The organism is Nocardia sp. PLKS1-43 (genome assembly GCF_059510335.1).
Genome location: NZ_JCAJZQ010000016.1, coordinates 24,985 through 40,320, shown reverse-complemented (window position 1 = coordinate 40,320; position 15,336 = coordinate 24,985). Strand labels below are relative to the sequence as shown.

Here is a 15,336-nt window from a genome sequence, read left to right as displayed (position 1 = left end):
TCCATCTTGCGAACTTGGTCACAACTCACAAGCGGCGGTAGAGTCGGCATCGTACTGTGGTGCCCGCGACGACGCCGGTAGCCGGAAATTGAAGACTGGGGTGAAAGGACGCAATGTTCTACTGGCTGCTGAAGTACGTATTCCCAGGCCCGTTCATGCATCTTTTCAATCGACCGACGGTCGAGGGTGTGGAGAATATACCGGCCGACGGACCGGTGATTCTCGCGGGCAATCATCTGTCGTTCACCGACTGGCTGTTCACGCCGTTGATGAGCCCGCGCCGGATCACCTATCTGGCCAAGGCCGAATACTTCACCTCCCCGGGCATCAAGGGCCGCTTGCAGAAGTGGTTCTTCGCCGGCTCGGGGCAGTACCCGATCGATCGCAGCGGGGCCGATGCCGCGGAGAGCGCGCTCAACACCGCGCGCAAACTGCTCAACGAGGGCCGCGTGGTCGGGCTGTACCCGGAGGGCACCCGTTCGCCGGACGGGCGGCTCTACAAGGGCAAGACCGGCGTCGCGCGCCTGGCGCTGGAGACCGGCGTCCCGGTGATTCCGGTCGCGCTGATCGGCACCGACGAGGTCTGCCCGCCCGGACCGTTCCGCTGGCGGCTGCGCAAGGTGACGGTGAAGTTCGGCAAGCCGATCGACTTCTCCCGCTACGAGGGGATGGGCGGCAACCGTTTCGTCGAGCGCGCGGTCACCGACGAGATCATGTACGAGCTGATGCGGATGTCCGGGCGTGAGTACGTGGACGTGTACGCGGCCAGCCTGAAGAAGGGCGTGCCCTCGGGCAGCCGCCCCGACGCGGACCGGGTGCCGGAAACGATCGCCGGCTAGATCCGGTACACCCCACCGGAATTCACCGCCGGAACCCAGCGCGCCGCATCACATGCGGCGCGCTTTTTCGATCGCCTCGAATTTGGCCAGATTGTGCCGGGCATCGGCCAGGGCGTCGTGCGCATCGGCCGGGATCGGCGGTAATGCCGGACGTCCGGCCATTTCCCAGTGCTGTCGCAGTTCGTTGGTATAACGCGGCATATCGCCGGGCAGATCGACCATCGAACCCCACAATTGGCACAGCGCGACGTGATCGTAGGCGCCGGCCCAGGCCCACAGCTCCGGCTCGATGCCGGTGCGCGGGATCAGGAAGCGATGGATCTCGTCGCGGATCCGCTTGCGGGTGCGCCACAGCGGGGAGGACGGGGCGGGCAGTTTGGGAAGTACGTTGCGCCGCACCCACGGGCCCGCCTTGTCCGGATCGAATTCGCTGGACACCGCGTAGTACTCGCGGCCGTCCTCGCAGACGATGCCGATCGAGACCAGGTCGATGGTGGTTCCGTCCTCGATGAATTCCGAGTCGTAGAAGTAGCGCACCGGACGAGGTTACGGTGTATTCGCCGCGCGTTCGCGAGCTGCCCCACCTCCGAGTTCGCACGAGTTTGCGGCCGAATCTATTCTTGTCTGGTGAACTGGACCGTCGACGTACCGATCGATCGCTTGCCGGAGTTGCCTCCGCTCCCCGCGGAAATGCGTCGTCGGCTCGACGACGCGCTGGCCCGTACCGCGTTGCAGCAGCCGTCCTGGGATGCCGAACAGGCCGAGCGGATGCGCACGGTGCTCGAGAGTGTCCCGCCGATCTGCGTCCCGGCGGAGGTGGAGGAACTGCGCACGCATCTCGCCGAGGTGGCGCGCGGCGAAGCCTTCCTGATGCAGGGCGGCGATTGCGCGGAGACGTTCGCCGACAACACCGAACCGCACATCCGCGGCAATATCCGCACCCTGCTGCAGATGGCCGTGGTACTGACCTACGGTGCGAGCCTGCCGGTGGTGAAGGTGGCCCGCATCGCGGGGCAGTACGCCAAGCCGCGTTCGGCCGACACCGACGCCCTGGGGCTCAAGTCCTACCGCGGCGACATGGTGAACTCGCTCGTCGCGGACGGCGCACTGCGGGAACACGATCCGTCGCGTCTGGTGCGCGCCTACGCCAATGCCAGTGCGGCGATGAACCTGGTGCGCGCGCTGACCGGCGCGGGCATGGCCGATCTGCACAAGGTGCACGACTGGAACCGTGATTTCGTCGCGCAGTCCCCGGCCGGCGCCCGGTACGAGCAGCTGGCCGAGGAGATCGACCGCGGTCTGCGGTTCATGACCGCGTGCCGGGTGCAGGATCCGAGCCTGCAGGCGGCCAAGATCTACGCCAGCCACGAGGCGCTGGTGCTGGACTACGAGCGTGCCATGTTGCGGCTGGCGTACAACGCCGCCGGTGATCCGGTGCTCTACGACCTGTCCGCGCACTTCCTGTGGATCGGGGAGCGCACCCGGCAGCTGGACGGCGCGCACATCGCCTTCGCGGAACTGCTGGCGAATCCGATCGGGCTCAAGATCGGTCCCGGCACCACTCCGGACCAGGCGGTGGAGTACGTCGAACGGCTCGATCCGAACAACGAACCCGGCAGGCTGACGCTGGTCGCCCGGATGGGCAATCACAAGGTGCGTGAGGTGTTGCCGCCGATCATCGAGAAGGTGCAGGCGACCGGCCATCAGGTGATCTGGCAGTGCGATCCGATGCACGGCAACACGCACGAATCCTCGACCGGCTACAAGACCCGGCACTTCGATCGGATCGTGGACGAGGTGCAGGGATTCTTCGAGGTGCACCGCGCGCTGGGCACCCATCCCGGCGGTCTGCACATCGAGCTGACCGGGGAGAACGTCACCGAATGTCTCGGTGGCGCGCAGGACATCTCGGATCTGGATCTGGAGGATCGGTACGAGACGGCCTGTGATCCGCGTCTGAACACTCAGCAGTCGCTGGAACTGGCCTTCCTGGTCGCGGAGATGCTGCGCTGATCGCCGGCGACGAGGGGCGAGCAGCGGTGAACGTCGTATTCCGTGGGGCGGGTGTATTGCGGGTGGACCCCGCCGATCGCACGATCCTGCGGTTGCTGCGCGACCGCGACCGGGACGGGATCCCGTCGGAAGTGGTGTTGCGCGACGGCAGTCGCCTGCTGATCTTCAACATTTCCTGGGGTTACGATCCGGCCGCGGTTTCGGCGCAGGTGACGACGAATATCAGCCCGAGTATCGGCGGGGTCTCGGTGGACGTGTTCACCACCGATACCGTCGTCGCCATCAACGATCCGGAGACCGGAGCCCCGCTGCTCGCGGTTGCCTGAGTATCGCGTCGTTATCGATCGGTGCCGTTCCAGGGGCCGAATGTTTGCCGGCCGGAGCCCGGCATTCCCGGGACCGGCTCACGAGTTCCGTTGTGCGGCAGTGCTTTTCGCTGAGCTTTCCCGCTCGTGGGCGCAGTCACCCGTAGCGGGTATTTGCTGAACTGTTGCTGTATGGGGATCGGTGCGTTAGGTTTTCCGGTATTGGTACGTCGCTCCGGCGACAATGAGCTGGAAATGCAGTGGGAGGCCCCGATGCGCGCGATGTCGGTAACTGGTGAATTGCTTTCAGGTATGGGCCGGCGCTATACGGCGCGCCGGCAGGACCGATATCCGACCGGTGCGGCAACTCGGCCGGCCCCCACGACGACCGAATTGGTCACCCACGACGCGATCGTCGACGGCCACGCGGTCTCGGTCGTCATCGAGCGGCCGGAAATCGACCGCGGCGGTGGCACCTGGCGATGCCGGATCCGGGTGGTGCGTGGCGACACCCGGCTCGAACAGTCCCAGGTCGTCGGGATCAGTTCGCAGGAAGTGCTCGGGCAGGCCATCGATCTGGCCGCCAACCGGCTCGGCATCAGCCGTTCGGACCTGCTGGCCGGCGCGAGTGTCGGGTCGCCGGTCAGAACGGCAGGACGGTCAGGGTGATCGTGCTGCCCGGCGCGACATTGGTGCCGCCGAACGGCGTCTGCACCCGGACCGTGCCGCGATCGGTGCTGAACACCTGATTCAGCACGACCTTGAAGCCCAGATTCTCCAGTTCCGTGCGGGCCTGGCTCGCACTCTTGCCCACCACGTCGGGCACCTGCACCGCATTCGACACGATGAGCGTCACCGAACTGCCCGACAGCGCGGTCGTTCCCGCGGCCGGATCGGTGCCGATCACCTGGTCGGCCTTCATGCGCGCATCGAATTGAGTTCTGGTGTCCTGCACGGTGATTCCCACACTCTGCAGCTCCGCTTTGGCCTCGTCGACACTCTTGCCGCTCACATCGGGCAGGGTGACCTGAACGGACCCCTTGCTGCGGAACACCTTCACCGCGGCGCCGGAGGGAAGTACCGTACCCGGCGACGGGTCCAGTTTCGCCACGGAACCCTTCGGTGCGGTACTGGCGACCTCGCCGCTGTTCACCGGGGTCAGACCCTGATCGCGGATGGCCTGTTCGACCGACTGCACGTCCTGGCCGGAGCTGAACCGCGGCACCTGGGGCTTGCCGCTGGACACCAGGATCGCGACCGTCGACCCCTTGAGCACGCGCGCACCCGCCGACGGATCCGTGCCGACCACGCCGCCGACCGGGATCGTATCGGACGCCTTGTTGCGCTGTGTGGTGGAGAATCCGGCCTGCTGCAGGGCAGTGGTGGCCGCGGCGGTGTCCATACCCGCGATCGCCGGGACCGCCGAGTAGCGTTCGACGCCCAGGTACCAGCCGCCGACGCCGAGCAGCAGGGCCAGCGCGACCACGATCGCCGCCCAGATCATCACTCGCCGCCGGGAACGGCTGCGGTCGTCGTCGTATTCGGGATAGTAGGGCCGGCGCGGTTCGGGCGGCGGCACATAGCCCGCCGGCTCGGCCCGCGAATGCGAGGTGGTCATCACCCGGGTGTGCGGGGAGACGGCCGGCTCCGCGGCCATGCGGGTGGTTGCCGGTTCGGCGGGGACGGGATGCTGCGGGGTGACCGCGCGATACCGGGCGGACTGGTGTTCGGCCGATTCGCGCGGCGCGGGGACCCGGTAGGCGGGCAGATTCAGCTCCCGCACGACCCGCCGCAGCTCCCCGGCCATCTCCGTGGCGTCGGTGAATCGGTGCGCGGGTTCGCGGGCCGTCGCGCGCGCGACCAGCTCGTCGAACTCCGGTGGCACGCCTTCGATGAACCGGCTGGGGTTCGGGACGTCCTTCTCCACCCGCTGATAGGCGATCGACAGCGAGGTATCGCCGGTGAACGGCGTTCTGCCGGTGAGCATTTCGAAGATCAGGATGCCGAAGGAGTACACGTCGCTGCGCGCGTCGGCGCTGCCGTCCGCCACCTGTTCGGGCGAGAGGTACGCCGCGGTGCCGAGGATGACGCTCGAGGAGGTCATATTCGACCCCGCCACCGCGCGGACCAGGCCGAAATCGGCGATCTTGACCTCACCGCCGTCCGAGATCAGCACGTTCTCGGGTTTGATGTCGCGATGGACCAGTCCCGAACGATGCGCCACCCCGATCGCGGCCAGCACCGGCTCGGCGACCGCGGCCACCGCGTGCGGCGGCATCGGACCACGCTCGCGCAGCAGTTCGCGCAGGGTGCCTCCCTCGACCAGCTCCATGATGAGGAACGGGTGGTCACCGTCGACGCCCTGGTCGTACACCGCTACCAGGGACGGGTGTTTGAGTTTGGCCACCGCGCGGGCCTCGAATTCGAAGCGGCTCAGGAACTGCGGGTCCCCGGCGAACTTCGGATCCATCACCTTGATCGCGACCGGCCGGTCCAGGCGCGTGTCCACCCCGCGGAACACCATCGACATGCCACCCCGGGCGATCGGCGCATCGATGCGGTAGCGCCCGTCCAGCATCTGGCCGATCAACTGCTGTCCTCCGCCCTTCGCAAAGCTCTCACCTCTCGCTGTGCCACCCCTGTGGCGGCACCACCGATCGTATAGGCGTGCGGTGCAGACTACCGTTGTCGGTGTGAGCGCATTTCCATGCAGCGACGACGTGCTGCCGGAGTCGGTGACCCTGCTCGCCCTGCCCGATGTGGCCGAGCAACTGGGCATGGCCGTGACCAGGGTGCATCAACTGTTGCGAGACCACCAGATCATCGCGGTCCGTCGCGACGGCATCGCGGGCATCCCGAAGGATTTCTTCGACTCCGACGGCGCGATCGCCAAACACCTGACCGGCCTGATCACGGTCATGCGTGATGCGAAATACACCGACGAGGAGATCCTGGAATGGATCTACCGCGACGACTCGTCCCTGCCCGGCCGCCCTATCGATGCCATCCACGGCCCACTCGCCCGCGAAGTCCTCCGCCGAGCCGCCGCAGATCCCTTCTGAGCTGTATCGCCTGTCTCCGCTCCGCCTGTTCGCGGCCCCCGAAGTCTCGAACTGCGTTTTCGGCCTCCGCTCCGCTCCGGCGTGTTCGCGGCCCTGCGGGTCTCACCGTTCGGCCCCGTGTCGGGTACTCGTTCCTTGCACCCGCCACGCGTCCGACCGGCGAGACGGCCGCGAACTGTGTTGGATTTCCTCCGCTCCGCTCTGGCGGGTCCGCGGCCCCCGAAGTCTCACCGTTCGGCCCAGTGTCGGGTACTCGTTCCTTGCACCCGCCACGCGTCCGACCGGCGAGACGGGCCGCGAACCTTGGGGTTGGCGTTGTCCTGGGTGAACGGGCCTGGCTGGTCGGTGGTTCGGCTTCGCGTCGCAGTGGTTTGTCGCGGTTCAGCGACGGGTGAGGGTGGCGGGGAGGTGTGTGGCCGCGACGCGCAGGCGACGTGGGGCGGGGACGACGGCGCGGCGGGCGAACACTTCGTAGCCGGCGTGCTCGATCTCGTCGAGGATGGCCGCGTAGAGCAGGGCGGCAGTGCGGATAGCCGGGCGGACCCGGGGGTTCAGCAGGGCGATGCCCGGGTCGGCGGCGCGGTAGAGGGCCCGGTTGGTGGCGATGAGATGGGCCAGCGCGCGGCGTAGCCGCCGGTCGGTGCGGCCGGTGCGGCGGCAGTGTCGCAGGAGGTCCTCGTCGACGCCGAAGGCGGCCAGTTCGGTGGACGGCAGGTAGACCCGGTCGCGGTCGAGATCCTCACCGACGTCGCGCAGGAAATTGGTCAGCTGGAACGCCTCGCCGAGTGCGGCCGCGGCCGGTTCGGCCTCGGCCACAGGCACCACCGTGCCCAGGACCGGCAGCAGTTGCAGACCGATGGCGGCCGCGGAACCGCGCATGTAGTCGCGCAATTCGGTCATCGTGCGGTACCTGTTCCGGAATCGCGCGCTGCCGGGCACATCCATCCGCATGGCCTCGAGGAACACCCAGAAGTGCTGCGGCGCAATCCGATACCGGCAGATGGTGTCGGCGACGGCCGCGAGCACGGGGTCCGGCTCGGGCTCCGCGCGGTGTTCGAGGCGGGTGCGCAACCGCTGCTCGATCCGGTCCAGCCGGTGTACCGCGGCCGCGGAAATACTTGCGCCAGAGGCGCTTTCGTGGTCGACGATATCGTCGACCGTCCGCGCGAACGCGTACAGCGCATGCACGGCCGGACGTTGTTCGGCCGACAGCAACCGTGTCGCGAGGAAGTAGGTGCGGCCGTGCGCGGCCGCGATATCCCGGCAGCGCCGGTAGGCGTCGGACAGCTCACCGCTCCCGGCCGCCGCGGCGGCAACCGTCGTCATCGCGGCGACTGGACGCTGCCACTGGGTTTACCGGTGCCCGCGCGCAGCCGCAGCGGGTCGACCGTGCGCAACGACAACGCCGCCACCACCGCGGCGAACGTGGCCGCCGCGACGTACCAGAAGTTGTACAGCCCGATGGCCCCACCGGGTTCGAACACCAGCATCAACCACGTGCACAGCCCGACCAGCACCATGAGCGTCGTCGTGGACATGGCGAACCCGGCGGCCAGCGCCAGCGGCCACGAGTAGTACCAGGGCAGCGCGGCCGGGGACAGCACGACGATCGCGACAAAGGCGATCAGGATGCCGAGCACGGCCTCGCGCTCGGTCAGCTTGAACCGCCACCAGGTCCAGATCAGGGCCACCACCAGGGCGACCGCACACAAGGAGCGGGTCCAGAACAGCACCGGTTCCAGCGCCCAGGGGGTGAACCAGGTGACGATGTGCGCCATGATCGTCGGCAGCGACAACCAGTTGATGATCTTCTTCGATCCCGACAGCGCGGTCAGCCAGCCGATGCCCACCCCGGCCGCGGCCGAGGCGGCGGCGAAGACCACCGCGAACACCGAGATACCCAGCCCGCCGATCTTGGCGAACGTCCAGATCGGATGCGGTAGCGGGCCCTCGTTCTTCGCCGCGCGCCGCTCACGCTCGTGGATCATCCAGATCCACACCAGGAACGGCAGCGCCACGCCCGCGGTGGCCTTGATGGCCACGCCGATCGCGACCACCATGATGCCCGCGACGTGATGACGTTCGAGCACCAGCGCGATACCGGCGGCCATCAGGCCGACCATCAGCATCTCGTTGTGCACGCCGCCGATCAGGTGGATCAGCACCAGCGGATTGAGCACCGCCAGCCACAACGCCACCGTCGGCTTACCGCCGAGATGTTTGGTCAGATGCGGGACCGCCCACATCATCAGGGCCAGACCGGGCAGCATCACCAGCCGCATGGCCCAGGTCCCGGCCACGACGTTGTCGCCGGTGATCGCGGTGATCCACTTTCCCAGCAGCAGGAAGATCGGCCCGTAGGGCGCGGTGGTGGTGGTCCACACCGGGCTCACGTTGTCCAGCAGCACGCCCGGATTGGCCACCGGGCCCACCTTGTACGGGTCGAATCCGTCCCGCAGCAGCGCGCCCTGGGCCAGGTAGGAGTACACGTCCTGGCTGAACATCGGCACCGCGAACAGCAGCGGGAAGATCCAGATGCCCACGATCGCGCGCAATTCGTTGAGCGTCACCGGACTGTCCGGGTCGGCGCCGTTGCGCAGACCCGAGATCATGCGAACGCCGCCGCCGAGGCCGATTGTGATGCGGCCCAGTCGAACCCAGGCCACGATCATCGACAGCACGCCCAGCCAGACCACGATCGTCGCCAGCGTGTACCCGTGACCGAAGCGCAACCAGGACAGATGCGCGGACTCGAGCAGCGGGTCGTTGCGGCGCACCGCACCCGCGCCGAGGCCGCCGAGGGTGATCATGAGCGAACCCCAGAAACCCAGGAAGGCGGCATGTCCCTCCGGGCTGCGCAGGAACTCACCGGCGAAACGCAGCCACCAGCGCGGGGTGTGCGTCCTCACCGTGGCCTCCGGCTGCGGGGCCGCGGTGGTGGCGATGGGTTCCGCGGTGGCGGTTGACGGTTCGGGGGTCGGCATAGGTCGTCGTTCCCCCCGGGAATCGCATGCGGTCGGAACCGCGGTCAGTAGGTCGCGGGCCAGTTTAATAGTCCTGTCGGGAACACTATCGCGCCGGTCGGCACGCATTGTATGTCGGCATGCCGGTAATTCACCCGGCAACGCCCGTCGCCGATCCGGTCCGGCGCGCCCGCTCGGCCGGGAATCGGCTCGCATCCGCGGCGGTGCGCCCGGTGATCCGCTGCGCGGCCAGCTTTCCCGACAGCAGTGTGGTCGGCACGCCGACCCCCGGTGTGGTCCCGCAACCGGCCAGCACGACGTTCTGCGCCGAACGGGGCAGATTGCGGGTGCGGAACGGGCCGGTCTGCCGGAACAGGTGCGCCGCGGAGAACGGGGTTCCGGCGATCATGCCCTGGTCGGCCCAGGTACGCGGGGTGTCCAGATGGTCGACGGTGAAATGTTCGGCGATGCCGCGATAGCCGCGACCTTCCAGCACGCGCAGCAGCTCAGCCAGGTAGGCCGGGCCCAGGCGAGGCCAATCCAGCGGCGCGGCAACGAGATTCGGGCAGGGAGCCAGGAGGGAGAACGGTTCGTGGCGGGTATCGCGCTCGATGAACAGTCCCGGATCGCTGAGCGCGGGCCGGGTCAGCAGCAGCGACGGATCGCTCATCGTCCGTCCCCGGCCGCGTCGCGCGGCGATCTCGGTGAACGTACGGTCCCAGGCTCGGCCGAATTCGATGGTGTGGTGGGCCTGGACCGGCCACGTCGCGGCGATCTCGGCCGGGATCGTGCCGTGCGCGACGACCGCGGAGGGCGCGGCGCGCAGCGGACGCCGGCGGGTGATGCCGAACCGGGGCAGTGCGCCCAGATCGACGGTGAGCACCACCGCATCGCAGTCGTAGGTCCCAGCATCGGTGCGCACCCGATGCGCTCGGCCGTCGCGGTAGTCGATCCCGGTCACCTCGACGCCCAGCTCGAGCCGCCCGCCCGCATCGGTGAACGCGCCGGCCAGGGCCGCGGTCACCGCGCGCATACCGCCCTCGGGGAAGTACACGCCCAGGGAGGTGTCCATGTGCGGGATCGCCCCGTACACCCCGAGCGCCTGCGCGGGCGCCATCCCGGCGTACAGGGCCTGGAAGGTGAACAACCGGGCCAGCCGCTCATCACGCAGAATCCGCCCGACTCGCGGGCCCAGCCGCCCGAACGCGCCCGCGCGCACCAGTTCGCGCAGCGCCGCGCGCTTGCGGCCGACGGTGACCATATCCAGCGGCGAATCGAAATTGCTGTCCATGAATTCGCCGTAGGCCGCCGCGTAGACGCGGGCCAGCCAGGCACGCAGCCGCCGGTACCGGGCGACCTCGTCCGGCCCGCACGCGCGGGCCACCTCCGCGGCCATCTCCTCAGGATCGGAGAACACCGAGATGGTCGACGCGTCGGCGAAACGCGCCCGATACGCCGGGGCGAGCCGGTGAATGCGCAGCCCCCGCGACGCGCTGTCGGTCCCGACCGCGCCCAGCGCCTCGTCGATGAGCCCGGGAAGAGTCAGAACCGTTGCCCCGGAGTCGATCTCGTAATCCGGCCCGCGATACACCCCGACCCGTCCGCCCGGATGATCGGCCCGCTCGAGCACGGTGACCGCACGCCCGGCGCCGGTGAGATGCAGCGCCGCGGACAACCCGGACAGTCCCGCGCCGACCACGACCACGCGATCGGTGCTCCCGGTGACCGTCCTCATGCGACGCGCCGGGTGGCGGCCACGGCCATCGCCTCGAGCCGGCGCTTGGCCTCGGGCGTCGCCGAACATCCGGCCAGCGCCGCGAGGCCGCGCTCGGTGAGTTCGGTGATGCGGCGTTCCACGTCCTGGACCGCGCCCAATTCGGTGATGATCTCGCGCAACCTGTTCACCTCGTCCGAGGTCAGATCCGTGCCCAGCCGGCTGCGCAGCGTGGCGGCGGCGGCCGGGTCGGCGGCGTCGGCGCGGCGCAGCGCCTCGGCGATCAGCACGGTGCGCTTGCCCTCGCGCAGGTCGTCGCCGGACGGTTTACCGGTCACCGCCGGATCGCCGAACACGCCGAGCAGGTCGTCCCGGAGTTGGAAGGCCAGCCCGATATCGGTGCCGAAGGTGCGATAGGCCGTGATCAGGGCCGGATCCGCGTCGGCAAGTGCCGCCCCCAGATGCAGCGGCCGCTCGATCGTGTACGAGGCGGTCTTGTACCGGTTGACCCGCATCGCCGACTCGACCGAATCGTCCTCGCCCGCCTCGCCGTGGATGTCCAGCAGCTGACCGCCGAGCACCTCGGTGCGCATGGCCGCCCAGACCGGGGTGAACCGGGCGCGCGCGGCCGGGTCGAGCCGGGCCCCGGCGACCATGTCGTCGGCCCACGCCAGGGCCAGATCGCCGATCAGGATGCCGACACTGATACCGAAATGCCCTGCGTCGCCGCCCCATTCGCGCGCGGTGTGGCGCCGCTCGAAGTCCACGTGCACGGTCGGGAAGCCGCGCCGGGTGCGCGAGGAATCGATGATGTCGTCGTGGATCAGCGCACACGCCTGCACCAGTTCCAGCGCGGCGCACGCGTGCAGCACCGCCGGGGCCTGCGGGCCGTCCGGATCACCGCCCGCGCCCAGCCAGCCCGTCCAGGCGAAGGCCGGGCGGGTGCGTTTGCCGCCCCGCAGGACGAAGTCCTGCAACGCCTCGCTCGCATCGACGAAGACCGGGCCCAACTGGGCGACGATCTCGCGCCGCGTGGCGAAGAACCGGTTCAGCGCCTCGGCGACGGCGGCGATCAGCCCGGCCGAATCCGATGCCGGGCCCGGACGTGTCGAGGTATCGGCCGACAACGGAACCTCCCAGGTGACTTGCCGCGACAGCACCGAATGAAAAACGCCGCCGCATATGGTTCGGACGCGCTGGCGTCCCTGGATGGGAACGATACTGTGTCGGCCGGGGCCTCGATCGCGGCGGACGGCCCCGCCCGGCCAGGGGCGTCCCACTAGACTGGTCCGGTGAGTTTCGACAACGTACGGGGACGATCGACCCCAGGCCGACCCCGCCCGCCGCAGGTTTCCGGAACTCCGTCCGTCGTGGCACGCCTCGGGCCGCGCCCCGACGGGAGCATTCCGTTCTCGGTGGAATTCAATCCGCCGCGCGATTCGGCGGCCGAGGCCCGGCTGTGGCGTGCGGCCCGCGAATTCGAGCGCATGCATCCGGCCTTCGTCTCGATGACCTACGGTGCGGGCGGTTCCACCCGCGACCGCACCGCGCGGGTCACCGGGGAATTGGCGCAGGAGACGACGCTGCTCACGGTCGCGCACCTGACCGCCGTCGCGCACAGCGTCGCCGAGCTGCGCTCGATCGTGGGCGTCTACGCCGACGCCGGAATTCGCAATCTGCTGGTGCTGCGCGGCGATCCGCCCGGTGACCCGCTGGGGGAGTGGCAGCGCCATCCCGAGGGCGTCGAATACGCCGAGGAACTCGTCCGCATGGTGCGCGAACTGGGCGATTTCCACGTCGGGGTGGCCTCCTTCCCGCAGGGCCACCACCGGTCGCCGGACCTGGACCACGACACCCGCTACCTGTGCGCGAAACTGCGTGCGGGCGCGGAGTATTCGATCACGCAGATGTTCTTCGACGTGGATCACTATCTGCGCCTGCGCGATCGGGTGATCGCGTGTGATCCGGTGCAGGGGGACAAGCCGATCATCCCGGAGCTGATGCCGATCACCTCGCTACGGACCGTGCAGCGCGCCGAGGAACTGTCCGGCCGCCCGCTGCCCGCGGCGCTGATGGCCCGGTTGGAGCGGGCCGCGGGCAACGATCCCGAGGCCAACCGCGACGCGGTGCGCGAGGTCGGTATCGAGATCGCCACCGAAATCGGTCAGCGGTTGATTGCCGAAGGTGCGCCGTGCCTGCATTTCATCACCCTGAACTTCGCCAAGGCGACCACCGAGGTGCTCACAAACCTCGGATACACCGTGGCACCGACACCGGTCGAGGCCTAGTCGGCGTTTCGCGGCCGGATTAGCCGTCGATGCGCTGATGCGGCGCGTACGATCACGCGCACCCGTGAGGACCCGGGATCCGTGACGACTAGGAGAATGCCGATGGCCGTATTGCGCAATCTCGTCCGTGTCGCCGGTGCGGTTGGTGTGTCCGCCGCGCTGGCCTGCACCGGTTTCACCGCCGCGTCGGCGGCGCCGCCGGGCCCGTCCGCCGCGGCTGCCGCGTCGGCGGTGACCACCGCCTGGCACCGCGCCATCGCGCAGACCGACGCGCTGACCGCCTATCAGCAGGCGATCGAGGGACTGCGGCAGTTCGGGATGGACCCGTTCCTGTATCCCTCGGCCTCGGCGTTCTGCGCGGACGGCAGCACCCTGGGCCTGGTCCCGGCCATCGCGGGCGCGGTGCCCGGCCCGTGGCCGAAGACCACGGTGAGCGCGCCGGGAGTGGATCTGTCCGCGGTCAAGGCCGGGCATACGATGTTCGCCTTCGTGCCCTACGGTCTGGGCCCCGACAGTCCGGACACCTCCGGGATGCAGGTGGCCTGGTTCAACGCCGGCACCGGACGCAGCGGCGTGAGCCCGATGGGCTCGGTGGCCGAGGTGGCCAAGTCCATGGTTCCGCCGCAGGTCGCCCCGGCGATGCGCCCGCTCGCCCAACAGGCCATCGAGAACTTCCTCGGCACGGCACTGCCGCAGGGCGGGGTTCGCGCGGTCCCGGTCGACACCGGTTCGGGAACCGTCCTGGCCGCCGTTTTCGGCTCCGTGCGCAACGGCAACCGAACCTGCCTGTTCCTGCCGACCGTAGGCCTCACCCGAGTCAGCTGAGTCGACCCGCCGAGCCCGCCCGGACACCGAGAAAGTCGGGCGGGCAAACGATTTCGCTCGGATCAGCCGACGCGCTCGGCGACCGCTCGGCCTTTCCAGGTGAGAGTTCCGGATCGATGCAGACGATGCGAGCGGATGGACAGGCGCAGGTACGCGGCGACCGAGAGCGGGTGGGCCAGTGCGGCGGGGATATCCGAGGGGGCCAGTGTCCCACCGGATTCCAGCGAGCCGGCGGCCAAGCGGCTCGCGACGGCACACGCGTATCCGAGCAGTCCGACGCGGCGCGTGACGCCTCTGCCGAACAACGCCGCGAGGGGCGGAACCCAGAAGGCCAGCGCGGCCGCCGCGCCGACGGCGGCACTGCCCGCCGCGGACCCGTAGGCCGACCACAGCCAGCGGGTGTACCCGGTGTCGAGTTCGGTTGCGCCCCGGTACATCCGGGTGTTCGCGATGCGGCCCGCCGAGACCAGGACGGTGCGTCGTCCGGCCCGCCGGACGGCCCGCGCGAGCGCGAGATCCTCGGTGACGTGCGTGGCCACCGCGGCATGGCCGCCCGCCGCACGGTAGGCGGCCGCGTCGAAGGCCAGGAACTGCCCGCAGGACACCGCGGTGGACGGGCGCAGACTGCGTCCGGTCAGGCGCACCGGCAGCGTCGCGGCCCACGCCCAGCACAACAGCGGCTGAACCAGCGTCTCGGCGAACGACCCGGCCAGCTGACGCGGCCACGGCGAGACCAATCCCGCACCGGTACGGCGCAATTCGCCGACCGCCGCCGCGATCGCACCCGCGCCGATCCGGACGTCGGCGTCCAGGAAGATCAGCGCACCCGCGGGCGGCTCATCGGAATCCGCGCTCGCCCAGGCGATCTCGGCCAGGCGAACGCAGGCGGCGGATTTCCCGGTCCAGCCGGGCCGGGGATCGCTCTGCGCGGTGATGATGGTGAAGCGCTCGTCCTCCCCGGCCGCCGCGACCGCGGCGGTATAGGTGTCGTCTCCCGACCCGTCGTCGAGGATGAGCACCCGCATCCGCGAAACGCCGTGCTGCCCGCGCAGATCCGCGATCAAGCCCGGCAGTCGCGTCGCCTCATTCCGGGCCGGGATACACACGGTCACCGGTTCGATCACCGGCGGACCCACCACTCCGAGCCGCCGCACGGTGAGCCGATTCAAGACCGTCAGGGCACAGCCCGCCGCCGAGACCGCTGTACCGGCCGTCACCGCTCGTCTCACCAGAGTGCTTCTCATACGCTTCCGTTCTCGCGGGTATCCGCGGTCGTTTCGCCCGGATGCCACGTACATACCCGCAAGACGCCGTGATGTGACATCCA

14 protein-coding genes are annotated in these 15,336 nt (G+C 69.2%); 7 read left to right on the top strand and 7 right to left on the bottom strand.

Translation table 11 applies throughout. The features are described 5' to 3' along the window. Window positions 1–113 precede the first annotated feature (113 nt). On the top strand, window positions 114–839 hold the full coding sequence (locus tag AC5WS7_RS35765) for a lysophospholipid acyltransferase family protein (protein ID WP_495959064.1): 726 nt from the start codon (window positions 114–116) through the stop codon (window positions 837–839). 48 nt (window positions 840–887) lie between these two features. Here the strand turns inward: AC5WS7_RS35765 and AC5WS7_RS35760 are convergent, their stop codons facing one another. After that, window positions 888–1,376 carry a polyadenylate-specific 3'-exoribonuclease AS gene (locus tag AC5WS7_RS35760; RefSeq protein ID WP_495959063.1) on the bottom strand — a complete coding sequence of 163 codons (489 nt, stop codon included), beginning with the start codon at window positions 1,374–1,376 and terminating at the stop codon, window positions 888–890. Between the two features lie 90 nt (window positions 1,377–1,466). On the opposite strand from AC5WS7_RS35760, the gene AC5WS7_RS35755 reads away from it, so the two are divergent. The 3 genes from AC5WS7_RS35755 (at window position 1,467) to AC5WS7_RS35745 (ending at window position 3,826) form a co-directional block, all read left to right on the top strand. Then, complete coding sequence (locus tag AC5WS7_RS35755; RefSeq protein ID WP_495959062.1) at window positions 1,467–2,852, top strand: class II 3-deoxy-7-phosphoheptulonate synthase; 1,386 nt, start codon at window positions 1,467–1,469, stop codon at window positions 2,850–2,852. 26 nt (window positions 2,853–2,878) lie between these two features. Next, window positions 2,879–3,178: a hypothetical protein gene (locus AC5WS7_RS35750; RefSeq protein ID WP_040821110.1), complete on the top strand. Its 300-nt coding sequence runs from the start codon at window positions 2,879–2,881 to the stop codon at window positions 3,176–3,178. Window positions 3,179–3,412: 234 nt separating this feature from the next. Continuing rightward, window positions 3,413–3,826: a hypothetical protein gene (locus tag AC5WS7_RS35745; protein WP_495959061.1), complete on the top strand. Its 414-nt coding sequence runs from the start codon at window positions 3,413–3,415 to the stop codon at window positions 3,824–3,826. Here the strand turns inward: AC5WS7_RS35745 and pknB are convergent. Continuing rightward, window positions 3,801–5,735, bottom strand: a complete 1,935-nt coding sequence (gene pknB / locus AC5WS7_RS35740) for a Stk1 family PASTA domain-containing Ser/Thr kinase (RefSeq protein ID WP_495959211.1) — start codon at window positions 5,733–5,735, stop codon at window positions 3,801–3,803. The genes AC5WS7_RS35745 and pknB overlap by 26 nt on opposite strands. 115 nt (window positions 5,736–5,850) lie before the next feature. On the opposite strand from pknB, the gene AC5WS7_RS35735 reads away from it, so the two are divergent. Continuing rightward, complete coding sequence (locus AC5WS7_RS35735; protein WP_495959060.1) at window positions 5,851–6,219, top strand: Rv2175c family DNA-binding protein; 369 nt, start codon at window positions 5,851–5,853, stop codon at window positions 6,217–6,219. Between the two features lie 381 nt (window positions 6,220–6,600). Here AC5WS7_RS35735 and AC5WS7_RS35730 read toward each other — a convergent pair whose 3' ends face one another. From AC5WS7_RS35730 to AC5WS7_RS35715, 4 genes are all read right to left on the bottom strand, one after another. Then, entirely contained in the window at window positions 6,601–7,545 is a 945-nt protein-coding gene (locus tag AC5WS7_RS35730) for a phytoene/squalene synthase family protein (protein ID WP_495959059.1), read from the bottom strand. Beyond that, on the bottom strand, window positions 7,542–9,203 hold the full coding sequence (locus tag AC5WS7_RS35725) for an alpha-(1->6)-mannopyranosyltransferase A (RefSeq protein ID WP_495959058.1): 1,662 nt from the start codon (window positions 9,201–9,203) through the stop codon (window positions 7,542–7,544). Before AC5WS7_RS35725 ends, AC5WS7_RS35730 begins: the two co-directional genes overlap by 4 nt. 130 nt (window positions 9,204–9,333) lie before the next feature. Next, the gene (gene crtI / locus AC5WS7_RS35720) at window positions 9,334–10,917 is read right to left on the bottom strand and encodes a phytoene desaturase family protein (RefSeq protein ID WP_495959057.1); all 1,584 of its coding nucleotides are present in this window, start codon (window positions 10,915–10,917) and stop codon (window positions 9,334–9,336) included. Then, entirely contained in the window at window positions 10,914–12,053 is a 1,140-nt protein-coding gene (locus AC5WS7_RS35715; protein ID WP_495959210.1) for a polyprenyl synthetase family protein, read from the bottom strand. The genes crtI and AC5WS7_RS35715 overlap by 4 nt, the downstream gene beginning before the upstream one ends. Window positions 12,054–12,188: 135 nt before the next feature. Between AC5WS7_RS35715 and AC5WS7_RS35710 the strand changes: the two genes are divergently transcribed. Then, window positions 12,189–13,184 carry a methylenetetrahydrofolate reductase gene (locus AC5WS7_RS35710; RefSeq protein ID WP_495959056.1) on the top strand — a complete coding sequence of 332 codons (996 nt, stop codon included), beginning with the start codon at window positions 12,189–12,191 and terminating at the stop codon, window positions 13,182–13,184. Between the two features lie 102 nt (window positions 13,185–13,286). Then, entirely contained in the window at window positions 13,287–14,009 is a 723-nt protein-coding gene (locus AC5WS7_RS35705) for a hypothetical protein (RefSeq protein ID WP_495959055.1), read from the top strand. A gap of 62 nt (window positions 14,010–14,071) precedes the next feature. On the opposite strand, the gene AC5WS7_RS35700 is transcribed toward AC5WS7_RS35705, so the two are convergent. Further along, complete coding sequence (locus AC5WS7_RS35700) at window positions 14,072–15,253, bottom strand: glycosyltransferase family 2 protein (RefSeq protein ID WP_495959054.1); 1,182 nt, start codon at window positions 15,251–15,253, stop codon at window positions 14,072–14,074. Window positions 15,254–15,336 lie beyond the last annotated feature (83 nt).

Excerpts from the sequence above, each read along its gene's own strand:
- AC5WS7_RS35765 (WP_495959064.1), top strand. The coding sequence starts at position 114 with ATGTTCTACTGGCTGCTGAAGTACGTATTCCCAGGCCCGTTCATGCAT.
- AC5WS7_RS35745 (WP_495959061.1), top strand. The coding sequence starts at position 3,413 with ATGCAGTGGGAGGCCCCGATGCGCGCGATGTCGGTAACTGGTGAATTG.
- pknB (WP_495959211.1), bottom strand. The coding sequence starts at position 5,735 with ATGCTGGACGGGCGCTACCGCATCGATGCGCCGATCGCCCGGGGTGGC.
- AC5WS7_RS35730 (WP_495959059.1), bottom strand. The coding sequence starts at position 7,545 with ATGACGACGGTTGCCGCCGCGGCGGCCGGGAGCGGTGAGCTGTCCGAC.
- AC5WS7_RS35725 (WP_495959058.1), bottom strand. The coding sequence starts at position 9,203 with ATGCCGACCCCCGAACCGTCAACCGCCACCGCGGAACCCATCGCCACC.
- crtI (WP_495959057.1), bottom strand. The coding sequence starts at position 10,917 with ATGAGGACGGTCACCGGGAGCACCGATCGCGTGGTCGTGGTCGGCGCG.
- AC5WS7_RS35705 (WP_495959055.1), top strand. The coding sequence starts at position 13,287 with ATGGCCGTATTGCGCAATCTCGTCCGTGTCGCCGGTGCGGTTGGTGTG.
- AC5WS7_RS35700 (WP_495959054.1), bottom strand. The coding sequence starts at position 15,253 with ATGAGAAGCACTCTGGTGAGACGAGCGGTGACGGCCGGTACAGCGGTC.